Origin of the sequence: Alteromonas sp. LOR (assembly GCF_000753865.1) — a bacterium.
Lineage (GTDB): Bacteria > Pseudomonadota > Gammaproteobacteria > Enterobacterales > Alteromonadaceae > Alteromonas.
On record NZ_JQFW01000015.1, the window covers coordinates 782,199 to 801,575 of the forward strand.

Genomic DNA, 19,377 nt, shown 5'->3' on the forward strand with positions numbered 1-19,377 from the left:
CTTATGGTACGGCAACGGTAGCGACTATTTTATCGAGTACATCATTGACAGTAACGCCTTCGGCCTCTGCCTGATAAGACAAAATAATTCGGTGTCTCAGTACATTGTGAACAACGGCTTGAATATCATCAGGTCCAACAAAGTCACGGCCGCTAAGCCAGGCGTGGGCGCGAGCACAACGATCTAGCCCGATAGTAGCTCGTGGACTGGTTCCCATAGCAATCCAATGAGCAAGACTGTCGTCGAAAAGCCCGGGTTTGCGCGTAGCCATAATAAGTTGCACTAGGTAATTTTCTAACTCAGGTGCCATGTAAAGAGACAGTGCCTCTTTACGAGACGCGAAGATATCGTCTTGACTCAGTGTTGGCGGTGTCACCGGCGGTTGCGATAGCGCCTCTCCTCGAGTAAGTCGTAAAATCTCTAATTCAGTATCTGCATCGGGATAGTCAATATCAACATGCATTAAAAATCTGTCGAGCTGTGCTTCAGGGAGTGGATAGGTTCCTTCCTGTTCTAGCGGATTCTGCGTTGCCATCACCAAAAATAGAGGAGGCAAAGGGTAAGTTTTACTTCCTACCGTTATCTGGCGCTCTGCCATGGCTTCTAATAACGCAGACTGCACTTTAGCAGGCGCTCGGTTTATCTCATCGGCAAGTACTAAATTGTGGAAAAGAGGGCCTTTCTGAAAAACAAACTCCCCTGTCTCAGGGCGGTAAATGTCTGTTCCCGTTAAATCAGCAGGCAACAAATCCGGTGTAAACTGAACTCGATGAAAGTCGCCATCCACGCCATTGGCCAGGGCATTTATAGCACGGGTTTTAGCAAGACCTGGCGGTCCTTCCACAAGAAGGTGTCCATCGGCGAGTAGCGCTATTAAAATACTTTTTGTTAATGCATGTTGACCGATAATTTGCTGATCAAGGTAAGCATGTAATTGTTTAAATTGCTCTGCTGCCATATTGCCATTTTTCCAATTAAATTCTAGTTATCAGGAAGTGCCCGTGACGCTTATGAGGAAATGTCGACCACTTTGCACAAAAAAAGCGTAGTTTCTGAGGTCATCACCTAGACTTACCTAAACAATGACACAAAACAGACTGTGTTTCTCATATAAGGTTCATTTTGCATTACTTCAAGTCACTTATGTGGATGAAAATAAGAAATGCCATATTAAATTGCGAAGAAATTTTGGTGAGGCTGATAAGAAACACGATCTACACGCCCTAATCTAGCTAAAAGGTAGTCTGCCCATATTCTTTGCTTGATAACCGTTATTCTCTTCGCATTATTTGCTATTTTGTTCATAGTTTGTAAAAATCGATGTTATTACAGGTCAGACCACTTAGGTCAGGTGTCGATAGCACTTGCTGAGGGTCACTAATTTAGGTGCATTATGTCCACAAAACAATCAGTTACAACCCGAGAGGGTGATCGTATCGCTATTGTCGCGGGGTTACGTACTCCTTTCGCAAAGATGGCGACATATTTTCACGGCGTTCCCGCTGTAGACCTAGGCAAGATGGTCGTGAACGAACTTCTTGTTCGCCACGGAATTCAAAAAGAGTGGGTGGATCAGGTTGTCTATGGACAAGTAGTGCAAATGCCTGAAGCGCCAAACATTGCTCGTGAAATTGTATTGGGCACTGGCATGAATGTGCATACTGATGCGTACAGCGTCTCACGAGCGTGTGCCACAAGCTTTCAGTCTACGGTTAATATTGCCGAAAGCATGATGGCGGGACACGTTCAGGTTGGTATTGCAGGTGGCGCCGACTCTACGTCTGTATCTCCAATTGGTGTGTCTAAGAATTTAGCCAGAGCGTTGGTTGATTTGCAAAAAACAAAAACTCTTGGTCAGAAGCTGAATATTTTCAAGCGCCTTGGTCTTAAAGATTTAGCCCCTGTACCGCCTGCAGTTGCAGAGTATTCATCGGGACTGTCCATGGGACAGACTGCAGAGCAAATGGCGAAGTCTCATGGTATTAGCCGTGAAGAGCAAGATAAGTTGGCTCACCGCTCGCACAGCTTCGCAGCGCAAAGTTGGGAGGAAGGCAAGTTATCAAGTGAAGTAATGACTGCTTATGCCGAACCTTATAAAGGTGCTCTTGAGCGCGACAATAATGTGCGTTTCGACTCAAAGTTAGAAAGTTACGCCAAACTACGCCCTGTTTTTGACAAGAAGTACGGCTCTGTGACTGCGGCTAACGCCACGCCACTTACCGACGGTGCATCTGCCGTTATCATGATGACAGAAAGTCGTGCTAAAGAGCTAGGATATACTCCACTTGGTTACATCAAGAGCTATGCATTTTCTGCTATTGATGTGTGGGAAGACATGTTGATGGGACCTTCTTATGCTACACCCATTGCGTTAGATAGAGCCGGCATGACGCTAAACGACCTTACCTTAATAGAAATGCACGAAGCATTTGCTGCGCAAACACTTGCCAATGTAAAAATGTTTGCAAGCGATAAATTCGCCAAAGAAAAGCTAGGGCGAAGCAAAGCCACGGGCGAAATTGATATGGACAAGTTCAATGTAATGGGCAGCTCGATTGCTTACGGCCATCCATTTGCCGCTACGGGAACTCGTATGATTACGCAGATGCTAAATGAGCTAAATCGTCGTGGAGGCGGAAGTGGCCTTCTTACAGCATGCGCAGCCGGTGGTTTAGGCGCAGCTATGATTGTGGAGACAGAATAATATGAGTCAGGAAAATATGAGCCAAAACACAGAAGTGAACGAGGCAGCCACGCCCACCACAGGTGCGTTTACGTTGACTAAGCAGGACAACGGCGTTGCTATTTTAAGCATGGATGTGCCTGGTGAGAGCATGAATACGCTAAAAGCCGAGTTCGGCGATGAAATTAGCGCAATGCTAGATGATATTGAGCAAGACAATAGCATTAAAGGCGTAGTCGTTATTAGCGGTAAGCGTAATTCGTTTGTTGCTGGCGCCGATATCTCTATGCTTGCTGCGTGCAAAACAGCCGAAGATGCAACAGCAATTGCTGCTGGTGGCCAAGCTGTGTTCGACCGAATTGAAAATATGAAAGCCACATTTGTCGCTGCCATCCACGGACCTGCCTTGGGTGGCGGTTTGGAACTGGCGCTTGCTTGTCACTATCGCGTGTGTACCGACGCACCAAGCACGCAAGTTGGCTTACCAGAAGTACAACTTGGCTTATTACCAGGAAGTGGCGGTACCCAACGTCTTCCGCGTCTCATTGGTATACAGCAAGCGATGAAAATGATGCTAACAGGTTCGCCAGCTAGAGCGAAACAAGCTAAGAAGTACGGCATTGTTGACGAAGTTGTACCAGAAAGTGTCTTGCGTAAAGTGGCTGAGCAATTTGCGCTTAAGCGCAAGCCAGAGCGCGAAGCGCCGCAAAAAGGGCTAATGAATAAAGTATTGGAGACTACCGGTCCTGGTCGCAATATGATGTTCAAAAAAGCGCGTGAAGCCACGTTTGCTAAAACTAAGGGCAATTACCCATCACCAGGTTATATTATTGATGTTATTGAAACTGGCATTAATGATGGAATGAAAGCGGGTTTAAAGGCAGAAGCAGAAGCATTTGGTAAATTGGTGATGACGCCAGAGTCATTCCAGCTTCGCCAAATATTCTTTGCTACTACCGAAATGAAAAAAGAAAACGGTGTAGAAGGCGTTACCCCTGCAAAGATGAAGAAAGTGGGCGTTCTAGGCGGTGGCCTGATGGGCGGCGGTATTGCCTTTGTTACATCAACAAAGGCTGGCGTGCCTGTGCGTATTAAAGATGTGCGCGCAGAAGGTATTGCTAATGCAATGAAGTACAGCTATGACATCTTAAATAAAAAGGTGAAGAAGCGTTTTATTCGCAACAGCGAAATGCAGAAGCAATTGGCCTTGCTAACGGGAACATTGGACTATAGCGGTTATAAAGACATTGATATCGTTGTAGAAGCCGTTTTTGAAGATCTGGATTTAAAGCAAAAGATGGTGGCTGACATTGAAGAAAATTGTAAAGAAACAACAATTTTCGCATCAAATACGTCATCTATTCCTATCACGCAAATTGCTGAGAAAGCTGCCCGTCCAGAAAATGTAATTGGTCTGCACTATTTCTCCCCGGTAGATAAAATGCCGTTGGCGGAAGTGATTGCTCATGACAAAACATCAGATGATGTCATTTCATCTACGGTTGAGTTTGCGAAGAAGCAGGGTAAGACACCAGTTGTGGTTAAAGACGGCGCAGGCTTTTATGTGAATCGTATTTTAGCGCCTTACATGAATGAAGCGGCTAACTTAATTTTAGATGGCGAGCCAATTGAGCATATTGACAAGTCTTTAGTGAAATTTGGGTTCCCAGTTGGCCCGGTCAAGCTGCTTGATGAGGTTGGTATAGACGTAGGCACTAAGATTATTCCATTTTTAGTGGAAGCGTTTGGTGAGCGTTTCACCGCGCCTTCTGCATTTGACAAAGTGTTGTCTGATGGACGTAAAGGTAAGAAAAATAAGAAAGGGTTTTACGATTACGAAGGTAAGAAACCTGGTAAAGAAGTAGATGAAAGCATTTATGAATTATTAGGGCTATCGCCGTCGAGCAAACTCAGCGAGAAAGAAGTGGCCGAGCGCTGTGTTCTAATGATGCTAAACGAAGCTGCTCGCTGTTTAGATGAAGGTGTAATTCGCAATGCCCGTGATGGTGATATTGGTGCTATCTTCGGTATTGGATTCCCGCCGTTTTTAGGTGGTCCGTTCCGATACATGGACACGCTTGGCATAAAGCATGTTGTAGCTAGGCTAAATCATTACTCTACAGCTGTTGGTGATAAGTTCGCGCCAGCTGATGTACTGGTGAAGATGGCGGAAAGCGATAAGTCGTTTTACTAACATCTAATGAAGTACGATATAAAACGGGGCATTTAATCAATGCCCCGTTTTTTTTAGTCTTTTTTAAGTAAGAGCTTTTTTAAATAAGAGCTTTTAGTCAGAGGCCTTAGTTGAACCCACAGCAAATTGCTAAAGCACCGGCTTTGCAAGCTTACCCTTAGCTACTTCAAGTAAGTTTGAACCTTAAAATAAAGCAGGGTTAATAATGCTGCGGCAAAAAAATACTTCGATGTGAATACATACTCACCTTTAGACACTGCGAAATACATTACCATCACCCAGCAGTACACAATATTCACAACGATCAATCCTTGGCCAAATCGATAAAGCTTTTTTGTGGGTTTAATGAATTGCATTGTGAAATCTCGATGTAAAGTCTAGACCCGACTTCACAATGGATCTTGAGCCTAAACTTGCATTCGCGGCATTTGCATAAAAAATTTCTTTCATGATTCAGTCTGCTTACTTGTTTAATAAATAGGATGAAACGACCTAGAGTCGTTTTTTAAATTCAAAACTTATTTACTCGTGATGAGTTTAAGAAGGGTAGTGGATTCAATACAATTTATTAACTGTTCGTCAGCCTAGAATTAATATAGAGCCATTTCCGTGCGGAAGGCTTTTTGTTAGTAATTAACGCCAAAAGATAAGTTTTGGTTACTATAGAGTTGCTTAAATGTTGAATGCAGGGCGTTCGTCGATTTTCGTTCATGTAGCTGTAATTTGTGCTGGTTTATTGAGCATTTATGGTTAGAATCGCCCTCGTTTTCTTAAGATATTGCCGGTTTATCAGTCAAAACGAAACTTCATATTGTAATGACAATACTGATGTCAAAAAAATGGCGTCTCATTTAACGGAGACCGTTATTACTGCAACCATCTTGATGGCGATCATTTTTATGGCGATACAATGTTCAAAGTGAATGATGTTACCGTTTTAATAAACAGGCAATGGTTACTTGATATGGTTTAATCAAAACCCTTCGAAATTGTGGAGATGTAGAGTGTTGTCACTTATCCTCGTATGTATGATATTTAGCGCCTATTTTTATGTAGAGGCGTTTAAGTGGGGTATGAATGCCAGACGCTGGGCGGCGGCAGGTTTACTCCTAGGCCCTGTAGTGCTTCCTATGTTCTCTATTTCGCGTCATATCCATTGGCGCAACGCTGTAGGCTACAACAACTTCTTTATTGCCGCATAAGCGCTTACAGGACGCTTTGACTTAATTTAGTGAAATGTGTGGGATGGAGTGAGTAGAGGCCGAGTGATTCGGTAAAAGCTAGGCATAAAAAAGAGAGCCGAGGCTCTCTTTTTAGAATCTGTTTTAGTGGACATTACCAACCAACACCACGGCCACCCATACCAGTGCGAGGCTTTGGAACATAGCTTTCTGTCGCTACTTCTTTTTTAGTCTCAGGAGCCTGTTTGGCGCCGTCTTGCTTGTCAGCAGCAACTGGGGTAGCGGTAGATAGTACTAGTGCAACAGCGTACTCTTTTAACATGTCTTTTCCTCTGATTTTTTAATTTTTTTTAAACGAACAAACAAAGTCTATTTGAATTTTTATTGTCGACTCTTACCGACATTTATATCTTTGCTAAACTTGTGCCAGTTTTTAAAAATCTTTAAAAAACAGAGGTTTGCTTGAGTTTTGTTAGTTTTTTGACGGTTTTTCAATACCAAAGTCTATTAAACTTTTGCCTAATAGGCGGTAAATTGCCGGAATGGATTGTGAGGATGAGGCAGACCTTAGCCTGCCGTAATACGCATTTTCGAAGGTTGAGAATAGTAAGCTGTTATCTACTGTAGGTTTGCGTTGCCAAGGATAGTATTTAGCTGATGATTTTCGGTAAGTAGTTTTTCAAAGCGCTCTGCATTAAGTGGTTTACTGTAGAGAAAACCTTGCAGCATTTCACAATCATAACGGCGCAGGATATTAAGCTGAGCCTCTTCTTCTACGCCTTCAGCAACCACTTTAAGTCCGAGGTTGTGGGCAATATTTATAATGGCTGCTGCCATATGACGGTCAACGCTACTCTTTGCGATATCATCGATAAACGCTTTATCGATTTTAAGGGTGTTTAGTGGGAAGCGCTTGAGATACGCAAGTGACGAGTAACCAGTGCCGAAGTCGTCAAGGGCCAAGTGAATACCTCGCTCTCGCAGGCGGGTCATCATTTGAAGGCCATTTTCCGGGCTCTCCATTAAAGTACCTTCGGTTATCTCGCATTCTAAATGAAGCGGAGATAGCCCCACGTCACTCAATATTCGGTTGATGCGCTCGTCCAAGTCAGGTAATTCAAATTGCTTTGCAGAGATGTTGACCGCTACGCGACCGCTAAATAATCCCTGACTGACCCAGCGCTTTGTATCGGCGCAGGCTTTTCTTAAAACTTGTTCGCCAATCTCAATGATTTGACCAGTCTGCTCAGCAAGGGGAATGAATTGGCCAGGGCTTACAATCCCTTTTTGAGGATGCTCAAACCGCACCAGAGCTTCCATACTGACAAGTCTACCCGACGTTATATCTACCTTAGGCTGATAGTACACGGTGAAGAGGTCGTCTTTGATCCCTTGTCTAATTAGGTTTTCGATTTGAAGTTGTCGTACGGCATTTTGATTCATTTCACCGCTAAAGAACTGATAGCTGTTGCCACCGTTGTTCTTAGCAAAATACATGGCCGTATCGGCATTTTTTAGCATTTCTTGGGGGGACATACCGTCATCAGGGAAAAATGCGATCCCTATACTAGCGCCAAGTACAAATTCCTGCTTGTTAATAATAAACGGCCGCGACAGGGTATCCAACACGTTTTGTGCATAGTGCGTAACGGTGTGAATATCTGCATTATTCTCCATCAAAATACTAAATTCATCGCCGCCGAGGCGATAACAGGTGGCTGTCTTACCGGTAATTCTCTGTAATCGTTTAGCAATTTGTTTGATTAAAATGTCACCGGTTTGATGGCCGAGCGAGTCATTTATTTTCTTGAAATTATCCATGTCCAAACAAAGAAGCGTGTGCTGCTCGCCTTTACGCACTAAGTTTTGATGACTGGCCTGAAAGAACGACCTATTTGGTAACTCAGTAAGTGGGTCGGTGTTGGCAAGTTTAAGCAGTTCTTTCTCGGTGTTTTTACGCGATGTAATATCACTAAAAACGCCCACAAAGTGGCTGATTTTTCCGTCTTCATCATGCACGGCATCTATATTAAGCTCAATCTCAAAACGTTCGCCATTAACGCGCACGCTTTCAACCTCGCCACTCCAGTTGCCTTTGCTCTTTAAGGTTTTCTTAATTTCTTCTGTAAAGGCATCTGGGTATAAATGAAAATGCATGTAGCTGGCTAGCGCTTGGTCTCTAGTTTCACCGGTATAGCCACAGTAAGCATTGTTAACACTAATAAACTTAAATTTAGTGTTTGAAATAAACACCCCTTCAGAGATGTTTTCAATGGAGCGCTTAAATAAATTTAACTGCTCTTCAGCTTCCTTAAGGTGATTAATATTCTTCAGCGTACCCGTCATGCGAATTGGTTGTTGATTGTGATCTCTCTCTACAACCTTCCCTCTATCGAGTATCCAAATCCACTGATTTTTAAACGTTTTCGCTCTGTAGGCAAGTTCGTAGAAGTCGCTTTTCCCTTCTAAGTGCTCTCTCAGTGAGTCTTTAACGCGTTTAAGATCGTTAGGGTGTATGTTGGCATCGTAAGCCCCTGTGGTTCGTATATCATCTTGAGGGAAATCTAGGGTGCCCCAGGTATTCGCCCGATACACTTGACCTCGGTAAACGTCCCAATCCCACAATTCATCCCCTGAACTCCACAGCGTTAACTTTAATCGTTCTTCAGACTCTTTTATCGCTAGCTGATTGGCTTTTCGAATTTGAAATTGTCTAACCAGAAATGCAACAATTACTACCGTGACTAGCGCATAAAATACAAGGGCCACTGCGTGTAACCAAGGCGGGCGTTCAATTTCGATGTTCAAAGAGCGGCTTTCAGACCATTGTTTGCCAGGTTCTTTCGCCTGAACTTCAAAGGTATAGCGACCAAAGCTGATATTGTTGAACTGAGCAACTCTTCCGTCGTCGATATAAATCCAGTTTGCGTCTAAATTACTTAGACGGTAGCGGTAGGATACCTGAGAAGGGTAAACTGGATTTACTAATGCAAAAGAGAGACTGAATCGCGTTTCATCATGCTCTAGGTAAACTCTATCGTTATATCTGACGTCTTGGCTATTCGTATTTCTTTGAGCTTGACTGGCAGCGGAGCTCTGCTGAACATCATCTTCCTTAGACGCCCCAAATACGTTCAATTGGCCGAGTTCCGGAATTAAGGTTTTTTTCTCCATTCTTTCGCCAGTTTCAAGTCGTTTAGAGATTTTGTTGTACCCTCTAATTCCACCGAAATAAATAGCGTCGTCTCTCGAGACAAATACCGATGACTCTCCTAGACTATTGTAGTCTAGTTCGGAGTATGGAACGAGAGACTCTTGGTCGAGCGAAGGCAGTGCAATTTGGTGAACGCCGGCAGCGTCGGCGTACCAAATACTACGACCAACACCTATAGATGAAATAATATATCCATTTCCATCGTCTCTACTTTGTCTTTTGACGATCTTTAACGAATTTTTATCAACCATCAACACACCGTCCGAGCGTGTGGTCAACCAAAATGCTTCCTTCGTCTCATAAATAGAGTACACCTGAGATTTTAGTCCCTCCTTTTGTGATATGTGGCCAATTACCTCTTGAGAGAAAGGTGATACGATTGTGATGCTCTGTTCGTTGCGAAGCCAAAGGCGATTTAAGCTATCTGTGAAGACAGGAACCATTGTATTAGACAACCCGTCGATAGACAGCTGGGTGGGCATAAGTTCTCTATTCGGATCTGAAAGGGCCCGCGTGTCTATTGATTGTGTTGAAAGCTTTTCATGCCATATCCAAATCATATCGTCATGAAAGTGGATATGATCGATAATATCGCCCTCAAATAAGTGTGCAAGCTCAATAATTCGTCCATCTTTTTCTTTATATGCAAATAATCCGTTCGAAGAGGCAGCCCAATAATTTCCCTTGGCGTCAATTGCTAAGTCCCAGTAATTTGTTTGTGTTTCAATGTCATCTGATTGCTCTAAATAGACTATTTTTCCTGACTCTTTCGAAAACTTAGCAAGGCCTCGTTTCTGCGTAACTAGGATAAGTTCGTTATTTTTGTTCTCTGCCAAAGCCCAGACGGTGGCAAAATTATCTTCGGTTTGTCTAGAAGAATTATAAACTGGCTGATAATGCACGCTTGCATACTCAGGGTGATATCTGAATGCGCCTTGGCGGAATGTTCCAGCCCAAACTACACCAGTTCTATCTACAGTCACCTGCATAATTACTGCAGCAGGGAAGCCGGTTGACTCATAATTGTCTGAATTTAAATGAAGGGATTTGAACTGAGTATTGCTAGAAATTTCTTGTGTTGTGGCTCGGCTTAAAACAAAGAGACCAGAGGTAGTGCCCATCCAGACGTCGCTTTTATTAATCGTAATATTCAAAACATTGAGGTCGCCATCAAAGCCTAAGTCAGCACCATTTTTTACAAGGATTGTTTTACCGCGGGCATTGACGATATTTATGCCTTCTTTGGTTGCTAGCCAGTAGTTGCCGTTAATAATCTTAATGTCGTGTAACGCAGCGGAATCAAGGGTAATTCCCCATGGATTTACCTTGTCTAAACTTGATAACTCCCCAGTTTCTTTATCGAGTATTTTTGCACCAAATTCATTCGATCCAATCCAGGTGCGGTTGGCCTCATCCATTATCACTTTTACAAACGTCCGTTCATCAAATACTTGTTTTGCAGAAGTAATATTGTTTTGACTTTTATCAAATTGGTAAAGAAACTTTTCGTCAGCGAAGAGAATTTTGCCAGCCTTTGATTCGCTAATCGCGGTAATTGAATTAGACTTGATTATAGAGTTGTCTTTATTAAACACCTCAAAGTTATCGGTGTCCGGTTTGTATTTCGCGAGACCATTATTCGTCCCAAGCCAAAGTATGCCGTCTGAGTCTAAAAATAATGTCTGGATAAAACCTGATGGAATTGAATTTGCGTCGATATCTGAAGGATGGTACTGCTTAACTTCATATCCAGAATAGCGGTTAAGACCGTTTGAGGTTGCTAGCCATATAAAGCCTTTATTGTCTTCGACTATATCTAGTACAGCAGTGTCAGACAAGCCTTGGCGTTTGCTTATCTCTGTAAATTTAAGATCGGATACTTCTATTGCGTGTGCAGAAGAGCATAACCCTGAAAGCAGCAACAAGAAAACAGACACAGTTTGTAATAGGGTTGAACGCACCTAAACACCTTTGGCTTACGCCGATTGTTTTTATTTTTTATGTTTTATTTTTACAGCGTCCTAGTCGCATCCCTAACAACTAGAGGAATAAATATGCCGAATTAAGGCACTCTCCACAAGGACTTTTTATAAAAGCGAAAACAACGGCTTACTTATTAGCCAGCCACTAAGGTTAGAATAAGTTTGTATCGGCAAGAATAAAGAATTGTTTATCAATGATATGGAATTTTATGTTTAAATTCCGCAATGCTATTAATGGTGCGTTTTTCCCAGGTTGGCATAGGGTCAAATTTGCCGTCTGAATAGAGCACTATTTCGCCACAACGCTCTCTTTTAGCGAGCTGGTCGGCAAAGTCTTGAATATGTTCAAACGTGAGTTTTTTCACACACTCTGCCAGTTTTAAATTTCTGTTGAACTCCAAGTCCTGTGTACCAAGGCTTACCCATAACCTTTGTGACTTCATAGAGAGGGTTAGGTCCCGTTCTTCGAGCTGCTTTAAAAGGTTCTGTTGAATGGTGGGCCAATAAAATCGATAAAACTCTATTTCATGTAGCTGTTGATATAAAAACGTGGTCATGGCGTCAAGCAGAGGTTTTGGACCTTTTTCAGGGCTTTGAATATAAAAGGCAATGCCAGGGTGCTGATTGTGCGGTACGTAACCAGTACCCACGATGTAACCAAGCTGTTGTTCAGTGCGCAGTGAGTTGAAAAACGGGGCTGCCAGCATCTGCTCTAAAACCATACACAAGGCAGTGTCAGATAAGCTTGCTGAAGGTGCTTGTAAGTATAAAACAACTGCACCGTCATCGTGTTTACAGGAAACTTGATGATAAAGAGTTTCACCAACGGGAAGCTTTGATACTGCTCGAGACAGTGGGCTACCCTGTGAATGCTCGCACAAGCGATAAGTCGATGTTGCAAACTGTTCTGCTTCGTTGCTAGTCCAGTTCCCATGCATAAAGGCTTCAGCAAAGAAATGCTTAAACGCGCTTTCTCTAGCTACGAGCATATCGTCATAGCAAGTGTCAGACATCACGTCTAAAAGCTCAATTGGTGCTTGCGTATTGCGCTGAATAAGTACGCTCAACCTCGAAAATAGGCGGTTAGTAGGCTTGTTCAGCAATGAATTATGAAGTGCTTGTTCCTGTAAATATTTGTGGTGCGAGAACGCCCGCTCATCAGGTATGAAATTAACCACCGCGTCCATCAATTGACTAGCGAGCAGGGGCTGTTGATTGGTAAAGCCTCGTGTGTGAAGTGTAAATCCCGCTTGATGCCCGTAAATACGATAATGTAGCCCCGCAATTTCAGCACGGTAATACTTTGCTTGTAAGTGATCGTTAAGCGCCCCCAACCAAATCCGCTTAGCGGCTACTGCCGTGAGAGATTCAGAAAAGCTTGTGGCGTCAAAAGAGATATAAATATCCCCTTTAGGACTGTGAAACTGTTGGTCTTGCGCAAACCAAAACTGATAGCCTTGTTTATCAATAAGTTTATTAGGAATGTGAAAGCCAGACTCTGGAAGCACGAGTTGGTACTCTTCGCCTAGATAAGGATTTGGGGGCGGAAGCTCGAGCTCGCCTAATAACGACGGCGAATCTAATGACGCTTTTACTTCTAGAGGTATGTCTTCAACGCTATACTTTGCCTCGTAAAACGCACACGTTTTATCTACCGGTACATCTTTAGAAATTACTTTTAAGCGAAGGTTTGCCGGTTTGAGGTGAGACAATGCATTAAGTATGACGCTATGGTCAAAGCTGCCTATTGTCGCTCTCAATTTGTTCAGTTCTTTAGGTGAGAAAACAAACTGATGCTGGGCGTACTCTGTGATTAGGTTCAATGGCTTTATATTTTCTTCATACTCTAATGCTAGCGCGTCAAGTTGTGCTTTTTCTTGATATCGCCATCCCTCAGTCGACGCTTGCTTAATCAATTCGATGTAACTAAATAAGGCTTGCAGCACCTTATATTTATTGATTAGTCCTTCATTCGTAAGCTGAAAGCTAACATTGAAGTCCTTAAAACCATCGCCCTCAATACCTGCTCCAGCAATGAGGTTTAACGCCCAGTCACGCTCTTTTAAAAACGCTAAGAGGCTACCTTCACCTTCATCGCCAATTAAGTGGCTTATATAGTTAAGCGGCTTACATTCATAGTCGTTTTGCAACGGTGGGAGAGCAAAGGTCACAATCATTCGCTTTGCCGACTGCAAAGGTTGAATATTAATTTGAATGCCTAATTCACTCTCGCGATAAAGGGGAGGCCATTGGTCGTCAGCGAGCTCACCTGCATTAAAGCTACTAAAACATTGATGTATCAATGCGTTAAGTTGGTCTATCGGCATAGGGCTCGCTATGCATAGGCACAAATTGTTGCCGCAATAGCGCTCATTGTGCATTGCCTTAAGACGTTGCTTAAGTTCGCCCGCGGTATGTTTTGAAAACGTATCGCTATTGCCCACTGAAAACTTTGAGAATGGGTGCTGTGGGTTGCAGGTTTCTTTGTGAATTTGATAGAGACGTCTTAAATCATCCTTTTTCTTGAACTCGAACTCAGCGTGAATGTTTTTTACCTCATTGCTGATAGATAACTCTTCAAATAATGGCTGGCGCAGTATGTCGGCAAAACCGGGTAGGGTTTGAGCAAGAGAGCCTGCACGACAACTGTAATGATAGTTGGCGTATTCAGTGCCTGTCCACGCATTGAGCGTGCCGCCGTGCTGCTCAATAAAGTCGTTAATGGCATTAGGTTTTGGAAAGTGTCGGCTGCCCATAAACAACATGTGTTCAAGTAAGTGCGCAAGTCCCTGACAATCATGTGGGTCGTAAAAATGTCCAGAGCGCACCGCAATTGATACGTGTGCCTCTTCAGCATCGGGAGTATGGCATGCCATAACGCGCAGTCCATTTGGCAGCGTTATGTGATGAGCATTCTCAAACTTGATTGTGTTTTTCATGTCATCTCAGTGCGTTGTTTAACTCCCAACTTCTGGAGAAAGGATTTAAATATACATAGCAATACGAATAGATGATTAAAATAACCATTATTCAACGGTTAGCGCTAGTCGTATTATCATGTCTCTGATATCTTTACGGTATCTTCACTAATACTATGCGCAATGTTATGTCAGGTCAAAGTAGCAACGATGACATTTATATCTTTATTATGCGTCATGGAGAGGCCGAATCACCTCGGTTAGATGATAAAAGTCGCCAACTCACGGAAGTAGGGCAACAACAGTCAAAGTCTGCAGCGCTCTGGTTAGCGCAGCACTACTGCATTGATGGTACTGTCGATTTAGCGTTAGTGAGCCCTTATCGGCGTGCTAGGCAAACTTATGAAAAAGTGTCTTCGACTATCAGTAGCGACAAGCTAGAGATTAATGAAGATATCACCCCAGAAGGCTCACCAAGGCTGGTAAGCGACTATATCAGCGCTAGAATACACGCTTCGGTTAATGCTAAACGTCCCATCAAAAAACTCTTAATTGTAAGTCACATGCCCCTTGTGAGTTATCTAGTAGATGAGGTTTGCAGCTTATACACTACTAGTCTCTTTGCCACAGCGTCTATCGCGGTGGTCAAATACTCACTGAGCAGCATGAAAGGCAGTTTGGTAACTCACTATCAAGGCTTTTAATTCGCACTAATTCCTTTTGCCCACATAGCCTTAGATCAAGGCGCTATATTTTCTTTGACGATTAGTTAAGTTAATTGCGCTACCGCCGATAACTTTTTTGAGAGTGTCAGTGTGTATATTATCGAAGGGTTGGGAAATGGATAGTAAGTCTATTCCTGAGCTCCTCAAGCGTTCACTTCAGTCGCATATGGCTGAGGCTGATTTGCGTGAAGATGAGGAGACGCAGGATATTATTGCAAAGTTGTCTGTATTGTCAGACAAGGTTGCTGCAGCGAAAGCAAAAGCCCTTGAAAAAAGAGCCCAGCGATTAGTGCATGAAAAAATCGCCGATGAAAAGCTTTCCGACTAGGGACGCTTTATTGATAGGCTGCTTATTTTAAGATTAAAGAGTAAAGGAATTTTTGCCAAAAAAAGGATTTGTGTTCAAAGCGCATGGATTGACACACTGGCCAGCACTTTCTCAGACCAGCGCTTTGTCAGAACAGCGCTTTCCCGACCAGAATGATCCGAGGTGGGAGTAACTAGGGCGTGATGCCCTAGATAGAGGTGTTGTTTTTCTCAGCGCTGTAAAATTCCGGCATCACACGCACGGTTTTAATCATGTTTTCTGTAATGTCCACAATTTCCAATGGATAACCAGCAAGCCTGACGCTCACTTTGTTCTCCGGTATTTCTTCTAAGTATTCTAACAACAATCCATTCAACGTTTTAGGGCCTTCAATAGGCAGGTTCCAATTCATCTCTTTGTTCAATTCGCGAACGTTGGCACTGCCATCCACCAACACCGACCCATCCTGCTGTACATGAGCTTCCTTACTGTGATCGGGCACCATGCTGGTGGTGAAATCGCCAATAATCTCCTCAAGAATATCTTCGAGCGTGACTAAGCCCATAATATCGCCGTATTCGTCAACGACTAAGGCTATGCGCTCCTTTTCCGCTTGAAACTTATACATTAGGGTGTGCAGGGGCGTTGACTCTGGAGTGAAATAAATTTCGCGCACAGCGCGCAGCAAGCTCGATTTAGTGAACTGATCTTTAGACAGCAATCGAAGGGCATCTCGCACATGCACAAAGCCTACTGCATCATCCACACTATCGCGATATAGCAGTACGCGGGTATGCTGCGCATGAGTTAGTGCTTTTTGAATTTTTTTCCAATCATCATTGATATCAATCGCAAATATTTCAGCTCTTGGCACCATAATGTCTTCGGCGGTCACACTTTCAAGGTCGAGTATGCTCACCAACATGTCTTGGTGTTTTTTCGGTATCATTGTACCTGCTTCAAACACCACGGTACGCAGTTCTTCTCTGCTTAGTGAGTCATCATTACCATTCGCTGGGCTTATTCGAAGTATGGCTAGAATACCATTTGTAATACCATTGATGGCTGCAACAAAAGGGTACAAAACGGTAAGTAATGGCAAAAGAATTAACGAACTAGGGAAAGCGATTTTTTCAGGGTAGAGCGCAGCGAGGGTCTTTGGTGTGACTTCTGCAAATATGAGCAGTATAAGGGTTAAACCAAACGTAGCCGCCAAAATACCCCAGTAGTCTCCAAACAAGCGAATGCATAAAACCGTGGCTAACGAAGACGCCGCAATATTCACCAGGTTATTGCCGATAAGAATAAGTCCAATGAGTCGGTCTGGCCTGTCGAGTAGTTTTTGTACTCGCATTGCCGCTCTGTTCCCTTCGCTTTGAAGGTGCTTGAGTCGATAGCGATTTATCGACATCATCCCAGTTTCTGAGCTAGAAAAATATGCAGATAATAATATGAGTACGCCGAGCGCAATAAACAGCGTACTCGTTGATATGTCGTCCAAAAAGGTGGCTTCCTATCTAATGCTGGTCTTCAAATGTAATAAGTTGAAGGCTGGGTTTCAAGCAAAAAAAGGGCAATAAAGTATTATTGGCTTCAATCCGCTCGTAAAATTACCGCGCAATGGTATTCCCGATATTAGCTTACAGCAAGAACTCTCGCACTAGCTTGCTACCAAAGTAAGCCAGAGTGAGCAATATCACGCCAGTAATTGTCATTAAAATGACTTGTCTTCCACGCCATCCTCGTAACTTTTGTCCAATCACAAGTACCAAGAAGACAACAAGTGCTGCGGCGGATAACACGGTCTTGTGAGCATAAGTCTTGCTAAACATATCCTCTAAAAAAACAAATCCGCTAAGCAGTGATACGGTAAGCAGTGATGTCCCGGCAAGCAATAACTTGAATAAAATATTTTCTACTAACATAAGGGGAGGGAGTGAGGAGTGTAATAAGGCAGCACCCTTTTGCTTGAGTCGATAGGTGATGTAAGACATTTGAAGCGCGTATAAAAACGCAATGACAAGGGTGCAATAGGCGAATAAGGATAAGCTTATGTGCACGACTAAACCCGGCTGTAATTCAATATGCATGATGTAAGAAACGGGAACAAAAGCAGCAGACAGAACAGCAAGCGCAGCAAACCCAAATACTACGGGTAACAAAATGAGGTTAGGAATGGAGCGAGCAAAAAGCAGCATTGAAACGGTGATGATCCAAGATACCAAAGACAGCACGTTGGTTACGCTCATGTTCTGGCCGGGGGCAATGATGATCACGCTGATAAGAAAAGCGATGTGAGCGATAGCACCTAAGCTGGCCAAAGAAAGGGCGAGGCGTTTATTAGGGCCTTCGTGGTGTACAAATTTGCCAATTAAAACGGCTGCGGCCAAGGTATAGAGTAGCGCAGCGGAAATGGCGAAAAGCGTATTCATTATACTTCCTGTGATACGTGGGTGAATCGTCACCGAATAAGTCGCTATTGATACTGCAACTTTAGGCTAAATTCAACCACCTCCTTGATTTTGTTTGCTTCAATACCACTTATTACGTAATAAAATAGCGGCGGGTGGCCAGGGCGTGTTGACCTTTGATGTCAATTTTTGCAAAGGTCAGACGCTCAAATAATACAGTAAAAACAAGGCGTAAATTTTAACGCATTTGCGGGTACGTTCGCTGTGCCTTTTACGATACAATACGGACATTGCGTCTGAAATCAAAAGAAGTTTCATACTATGTTTGAGAATTTATCTGAACGCCTAGGCCAGACATTACGAAATGTAAGTGGCAAGGGGCGTCTTACAGAAGACAATATTAAAGAGACCTTGCGCGAAGTGCGCATGGCGCTATTGGAAGCAGATGTGGCTCTGCCGGTAGTGAAATCTTTTGTTGCTCAAGTAAAAGAAAGAGCCGTCGGTACCGAGGTAAGTAAAAGCCTCAAGCCCGGTCAGGTGTTTATTAAGATTGTACAATCTGAACTTGAAGCTGTTATGGGGGAAGCGAATGAAAAGCTAAACCTAGCCACCCAGCCTCCCGCCGTTATTCTAATGGCTGGTTTGCAAGGTGCTGGTAAAACCACTTCAGTAGGTAAATTAGCTAAGTACCTCACCGAGCGTGAAAAGAAAAAAGTGATGGTGGTGAGTGCCGACGTTTATCGTCCTGCGGCGATAAAGCAGCTCGAAATGCTAGCGAACGAAGTGAATGTAGGTTTCCACCAGTCGAGCATTCTTCAAAAGCCAATTGATATCGTGGAAAGCGCAATTGATGAAGCCAAGAAAGGCTTTTACGATGTGCTTTTAGTGGATACTGCCGGTCGACTGCACGTCGACAACGACATGATGAGCGAAATACAAGAACTGCATAGCTCTGTAAAGCCCATCGAAACCCTGTTCGTTGTCGATGCAATGACCGGTCAGGATGCTGCCAACACGGCCAAAGCATTCAATGATGCCCTGCCGCTTACCGGCGTTATCTTAACCAAGGCCGATGGTGATGCGCGAGGCGGTGCTGCGCTGTCTGTTCGCCATATAACCGGCAAGCCAATCAAATTTATTGGTATGGGTGAAAAGGTTGATGCCTTAGAGCCATTCCACCCTGAGCGTATAGCGTCTCGTATTTTAGGTATGGGTGACGTACTTAGCTTAATCGAGGAAGTAGAGCGCAAGGTTGATAAGACCAAAGCAGAAAAGCTCGCGAAAAAAGTTCAGAAAGGGAAGGGCTTCGACCTAGCTGACTTTAAAGATCAGCTTGAGCAGATGAAGAACATGGGCGGCATGATGGGAATGCTTGATAAGCTTCCTGGCATGGGTGGCATGTCAGAGAAGATTAAAGATCAGGCCAATGATAAGCAGTTCAATCAAATGGAAGCCATCATTAACTCAATGACACCCGCGGAACGCGCTCGTCCTGACATCATCAAAGGCTCTAGAAAGCGCAGAATAGCGACTGGCTCTGGAACGCAAATTCAAGACGTAAATCGCCTGTTGAAGCAATTCACGCAAATGCAAAAGATGATGAAAAAAATGTCAGGCGGTGGTATGAAGAAGATGATGCGTCAAATGAAAGGCATGACACCGCCAGGTGGTGGTTTTGGTGGTCCGGGAGGGCCAGGCGGTTTTGGCGGTGGTCCAGGCGGATTTCCACCAAGATAACGGCTAACGCGTTTGATGAAATACA

Annotated in this window: 12 protein-coding genes; 6 read left to right on the forward strand and 6 right to left on the reverse strand. The window is 43.6% G+C overall.

Going from position 1 to position 19,377, the window contains the following annotated elements; all coding sequences use genetic code 11:
* Position 1 precedes the first annotated feature (1 nt).
* Positions 2–958, reverse strand: coding sequence for an AAA family ATPase (locus JV36_RS0108740; protein ID WP_032094528.1), 957 nt, complete (start codon positions 956–958; stop codon positions 2–4).
* A gap of 435 nt (positions 959–1,393) precedes the next feature.
* Between JV36_RS0108740 and fadI the strand changes: the two genes are divergently transcribed.
* From fadI to JV36_RS0108760, 3 genes are all read left to right on the forward strand, one after another.
* Positions 1,394–2,704 carry an acetyl-CoA C-acyltransferase FadI gene (fadI, locus tag JV36_RS0108745; RefSeq protein WP_032094529.1) on the forward strand — a complete coding sequence of 437 codons (1,311 nt, stop codon included), beginning with the start codon at positions 1,394–1,396 and terminating at the stop codon, positions 2,702–2,704.
* Between the two features lies 1 nt (position 2,705).
* Positions 2,706–4,877, forward strand: a complete 2,172-nt coding sequence (gene fadJ, locus JV36_RS0108750; protein WP_442853183.1) for a fatty acid oxidation complex subunit alpha FadJ — start codon at positions 2,706–2,708, stop codon at positions 4,875–4,877.
* 1,004 nt (positions 4,878–5,881) lie between these two features.
* Positions 5,882–6,079, forward strand: coding sequence for a hypothetical protein (locus JV36_RS0108760; protein WP_032094531.1), 198 nt, complete (start codon positions 5,882–5,884; stop codon positions 6,077–6,079).
* 133 nt (positions 6,080–6,212) lie between these two features.
* Here the strand turns inward: JV36_RS0108760 and JV36_RS19770 are convergent, their stop codons facing one another.
* From JV36_RS19770 to JV36_RS0108770, 3 genes are all read right to left on the reverse strand, one after another.
* The gene (locus JV36_RS19770; protein ID WP_200883140.1) at positions 6,213–6,380 is read right to left on the reverse strand and encodes a hypothetical protein; all 168 of its coding nucleotides are present in this window, start codon (positions 6,378–6,380) and stop codon (positions 6,213–6,215) included.
* 296 nt (positions 6,381–6,676) lie between these two features.
* Positions 6,677–11,233, reverse strand: a complete 4,557-nt coding sequence (locus JV36_RS0108765; protein ID WP_032094532.1) for an EAL domain-containing protein — start codon at positions 11,231–11,233, stop codon at positions 6,677–6,679.
* Between the two features lie 212 nt (positions 11,234–11,445).
* Positions 11,446–14,193: an insulinase family protein gene (locus JV36_RS0108770; RefSeq protein ID WP_032094533.1), complete on the reverse strand. Its 2,748-nt coding sequence runs from the start codon at positions 14,191–14,193 to the stop codon at positions 11,446–11,448.
* Between the two features lie 167 nt (positions 14,194–14,360).
* Between JV36_RS0108770 and sixA the strand changes: the two genes are divergently transcribed.
* Positions 14,361–14,876, forward strand: coding sequence for a phosphohistidine phosphatase SixA (gene sixA, locus JV36_RS0108775; RefSeq protein WP_235207802.1), 516 nt, complete (start codon positions 14,361–14,363; stop codon positions 14,874–14,876).
* Between the two features lie 136 nt (positions 14,877–15,012).
* Complete coding sequence (locus JV36_RS0108780) at positions 15,013–15,225, forward strand: hypothetical protein (RefSeq protein WP_032094535.1); 213 nt, start codon at positions 15,013–15,015, stop codon at positions 15,223–15,225.
* A gap of 187 nt (positions 15,226–15,412) precedes the next feature.
* Here JV36_RS0108780 and JV36_RS0108785 read toward each other — a convergent pair whose 3' ends face one another.
* Positions 15,413–16,705 (reverse strand): HlyC/CorC family transporter, encoded by a 1,293-nt coding sequence (locus JV36_RS0108785; protein ID WP_032094536.1) that lies wholly within the window; start codon positions 16,703–16,705, stop codon positions 15,413–15,415.
* A 139-nt stretch (positions 16,706–16,844) separates the two neighbouring features.
* Positions 16,845–17,636, reverse strand: a complete 792-nt coding sequence (locus JV36_RS0108790) for a cytochrome C assembly family protein (protein WP_032094537.1) — start codon at positions 17,634–17,636, stop codon at positions 16,845–16,847.
* 300 nt (positions 17,637–17,936) lie between these two features.
* Here JV36_RS0108790 and ffh point away from each other — a divergent pair, with 300 nt between their 5' ends.
* Positions 17,937–19,352, forward strand: a complete 1,416-nt coding sequence (ffh, locus tag JV36_RS0108795; RefSeq protein WP_032094538.1) for a signal recognition particle protein — start codon at positions 17,937–17,939, stop codon at positions 19,350–19,352.
* Positions 19,353–19,377: the final 25 nt, after the last annotated feature.